The following is a 3,852-nucleotide window of genomic DNA, read 5'->3' as shown; positions in this document are numbered from 1 at the left end:
GGTCTAATTTTCGGGGGGGGGCTTTCGCTATTGCTGGCATGTCTTGGCAGCGGTTTGCCCCAAATTGGCCCATGGAATTTTTTCGACGAAGCAAAGACGCGGCGTTGCTTGAAGATGATTTCCAAGCTGCATGCTCTAGAAAGACCGCTACTTCATCTTTGGCACCACGCTTGGCGAATCTAGGAAGGTCTGCCTCTGGTGACGTCCGACGGCCGGATGCCGAAGCGGCGGCGGAACATCGTGCTGAAATGCGAGGAGCTGCTGAAGCCGACACGATAGGCGATCTCGGTCAGTGAGCGAGCATTGTGGTCGGACCGCAGCAGCATGTCATGGCCGAGCTCGATCCGGCGATTCCAGATCCAGTTCGACACCGACTGGCCCTCGAGGCGGAAGAGGGCATGTAAGTAGCGCAGCGAGACGCCGTTGCTCTTGGCGATCAGCGCCGGGCTCAGCGCTGGTTCGCATAGGTGATCCTCGATCCAGGCCTTGACGGAGCGCAGGCGCGCCCTTTGCACGACCTGCTCCGTCATTGGCTCGTCCCGGTGCGCGGAATCGAATGCCAGGGCGAGAACGTCCATCAGCTCCTCGCCGAGGCGGGCGCGAATCCCCGTATCCAGGCCCGTGCCCTGGCTGGCCAGCATCGAACAGAATTCGACGGCGATGCGCCCAAGTCCGCGCCCGGTGCTCATGGTTGCAGATAGCGGAGTCTGGCCGCTGGCGAAGCGATTGCCGAAGGCCTCGCGCGGAATCTCTAGGTAATAGGACCGAACCTTGCCCATGCATTGCAGATCATAGGGCTCGGATGCGCAGAAGAGGGCGCCAACCCCCGCCGAGGTGTGGAATGAGGTGCCGGACTGCAAGACGTTGACGCTGCCGGTCTGGATGAATTGGACGTAGTAGCAATCCTTGTCCAGCTTCGACAGATGCGCCTTCCGCCTTGAGATCAGCTGCTGCGACACCAGGCATTCGGTCATCGCGACATTGCCGAACTGTGTTTCGCGGATGAACCCGTCGTAGTTGTCCGGGTCGTCAGCCTTGACGTTGACGTGAACGTAAACATCACAGATGGCATCGCGCCAGGCGGCATAGCGTTTGGCACGATCCAATGCTTCGGTCGAGAATACCAGATCCATGCTGTCCTCCCGCGCCATCCAATGGACAGCGGCCTGCCGGGCAGAGCCGGTGGCCGCTTTTAGTCTCGTTCGAACTTGAACGGCGGAACGGCAACATTCTTTGCCATTCCCCGATATCGGGCAACAGGAAAACGCCTCGTGCGCATCGCCAGTGCACGCACAGGCAAGATTATTGCGCGTATGGAAAAGAAGTGTCGCGACCCGGGGTGTAGGAAGGCTCCCGGTGACCTGTTCTGCAGGCTGCCCAAAGTGGTCGGGAGGAAAAACGGATGTCTCGCATCGTGAACCTGTCCCAGGAGAGTATCGTGCTGGTGCTGGCGCTTGTCCTCACGACAGCCTTCGCCATCTCGCTGCCGGGTTTCCTGACCGCCCAGAATCTTCTCTCGTTGGTACGCAGTGTTTCGGTGCTCGGCGTTCTTGGCATCGCCATGGCGCTGGTGGTGATCGGCCGCGGCATCGACCTGTCGCTGGTCGCGGTGATGGCGGTGTCGCTCGCCTGGACGCTGCATCTCGTCACCACCGGTACGCCGCTGGGGCTCGCGCTCCTGCTGGGGCTGGGCTTTTGCCTGCTGTCGGGAATCATCACGGGATTCCTGGTCGCTTATGTCGAAATCCCGGCGATCTTCGCGACGCTGGCGATGGGCACCTTCACCTACGGCTTCGGCCGCTATTTCCTGATCACGCTCGATGTCGTCTATCTGCCGGATGCGGCGCGCTCGATCCTGTGGATCGGCAGCGGCTCCCTGCTGGGCATCCCGGTGCCGGTGCTGGTTTTCGGCGGCGTCTGTCTCCTCGGTGCACTGTTCCTGCGTTACGTCAAGTCCGGCCGCTATATCCGCGCCATCGGCGACAACCCACTGGCGGCGCGCATCACCGGCATTCCGATGCGCCCCATCATCGTCATGCAGTACGCGCTGTCCGGGCTGATCGGCTTCATCGCCGGCCTGGTCACCGCCACATCCGTGGCCAGCATGAATATTCGCGTGGCCAACTCAACCTTTGTCTATGACGTCATCCTCGTCGTGGTGCTGGGCGGTATCGGCCTGTCCGGCGGCAAGGGCGGCGTGCGCAACGTCATCGTCGGCACGCTGCTGATCGGCGTTCTGATCAACGGTATGACGATCATGGATGTCCAGTACACGGTTCAGAATGTGATCAAGAGTCTAATCCTGCTCGCGGCCATCGTCGCTGACACCCTCATCAACCCCAGGGACGAGCAGACCGCGCAACAGGGCGACATCTAGTTTTTTACAAAAAAAGCAAACCCAATGGAGGAAATCATGAAGGGTATTACAGCGCTGCTGGCGGCAGTCGCCATCCTGTCGGCCAGTTCCCTGGCCAGCACCTCGGCCACCGCGCAGGGGGTCGACGACCCCGCGCGGGTCGGGCATTATGCCGCGTTCAAGGGCAAGCGGGTCGTCTTCGTTCCGATTGCCATGGGCTTCGATCTCACCGAAGGCTGGGCGGCGGGCATCCGCAGCGCGCTCGAGCCGCTCGGCGTGAAGTTCGATATCCGCGATCCAAACTGGAACACCGATGCCGGTGCGCAGGCGATTACCTCGCTGATCGCGGAAAAGCCGGATGCCATCGTGGTGCACAATCCGGATGTGCAATCCTATGCCCGGCTGCTCAAGCGCGCGGAAGAGGCCGGCATCTACGTGATCCAGGTCAATATGCGGTCCAGCTACTCGACCGATGGCTTCGCCGGCGCCGACTATGTCGGCATGGGCGAGCGGATCGCCAACCGCCTGATCGAGAAGTGCGGCCCCGCCAATGGCGGCAACGGAAAGATCGCCATCATGCAGGGTGTGTTGACCGCGGCGGCCAGCGCCTACCAGATGAAGGGCCTGGACAATGTACTGTCCAAGAATCCGCAGATGAAGGTCGTTGCCAACCAGGCGGCCGACTGGGACGCGACCAAGGCCCGGAGCATCATGGCCACCGTGCTGCAGCAGCATCCTGATCTCTGTGGCGGCGTCGGATTCTGGGATGTGATGGATGTCGGCACCGGGGCCGCGATCCGCGAATCCGGCAAGAAGGTGCACTGGATCACCCAGGGCGGTGGCAACCAGGCTGCCTGCGACAACCTGAGCAAGGATGTCTACAGCGAAGTGGTGAGCTACGACGTACCGGCCCAGGCGCGTGACATCGCCAACATCATACAGTCGCTGTTCCAGAACAAGCCGAAGCCGGGCACGACGAAGACGACGCTATTCTCGCCGCTCACCTTCATCACCAAGGACAACATGAAGCCCGGCGTCTGCTGGTCGCTCGAAGCCAAGAAGTAGAACGCTTCATTCCGGGGCCGGGCTGCGCGCCCCGCCCCGGAGCCTGATTCCTTTTCCGGGTCCACAGATGTCGATCACAGATACTATTGCCTACTGGCGCTACCGGCTGGTGCCAGACCATATCGTGGGTGAAATACTCGCCAAGAGATGGATCGACAACGCGATCCCGTTTGCCATCCTGATCGCCGTGCTGGCCGGTTTTGGCAGCGCCGTGCCGGATTTTCTCAGCCTCGGCAGTATGACGGCACTGACACGCCAGCTTGGTGAGTTCGGCCTGTTCGTCATCGCCATGACCATCGTCATGCTGGCGGGCGGCATCGATCTCAGCGTCGGTTCGGTCCTGGCGTTGGCCAACATCACCGCGCTGGCGATGATGAACATCTTCGGGCTACCGGTCGGTGCGGCCTTCGTGATCACGCTTGGCGTCGGCG

The 3,852-nt window shown here is 61.5% G+C and carries 3 protein-coding genes and 1 pseudogene; 3 read left to right on the top strand and 1 reads right to left on the bottom strand.

Annotated elements, in window-relative coordinates; all coding sequences use genetic code 11:
* Nucleotides 1-179: 179 nt before the first annotated feature.
* Nucleotides 180-1,133 (bottom strand): helix-turn-helix domain-containing protein, encoded by a 954-nt coding sequence (locus tag AAG799_RS22670; protein WP_341899385.1) that lies wholly within the window; start codon nt 1,131-1,133, stop codon nt 180-182.
* A gap of 269 nt (nt 1,134-1,402) precedes the next feature.
* Here AAG799_RS22670 and AAG799_RS22665 point away from each other — a divergent pair, with 269 nt between their 5' ends.
* The 3 genes and pseudogenes from AAG799_RS22665 to AAG799_RS22655 all read left to right on the top strand — a co-directional run.
* Complete coding sequence (locus AAG799_RS22665) at nt 1,403-2,377, top strand: ABC transporter permease (RefSeq protein ID WP_341899383.1); 975 nt, start codon at nt 1,403-1,405, stop codon at nt 2,375-2,377.
* A 36-nt stretch (nt 2,378-2,413) separates the two neighbouring features.
* Complete coding sequence (locus AAG799_RS22660) at nt 2,414-3,421, top strand: sugar ABC transporter substrate-binding protein (protein WP_341899382.1); 1,008 nt, start codon at nt 2,414-2,416, stop codon at nt 3,419-3,421.
* Nucleotides 3,422-3,488: 67 nt separating this feature from the next.
* A pseudogene (locus AAG799_RS22655) lies at nt 3,489-3,852 on the top strand (hypothetical protein); the annotation flags it as partial.

Origin of the sequence: Ferrovibrio terrae (assembly GCF_943371255.1) — a bacterium.
Classification (GTDB): Bacteria; Pseudomonadota; Alphaproteobacteria; order Ferrovibrionales; family Ferrovibrionaceae; genus Ferrovibrio; species Ferrovibrio terrae_B.
This window is presented reverse-complemented; position numbering and strand designations above follow the sequence as displayed.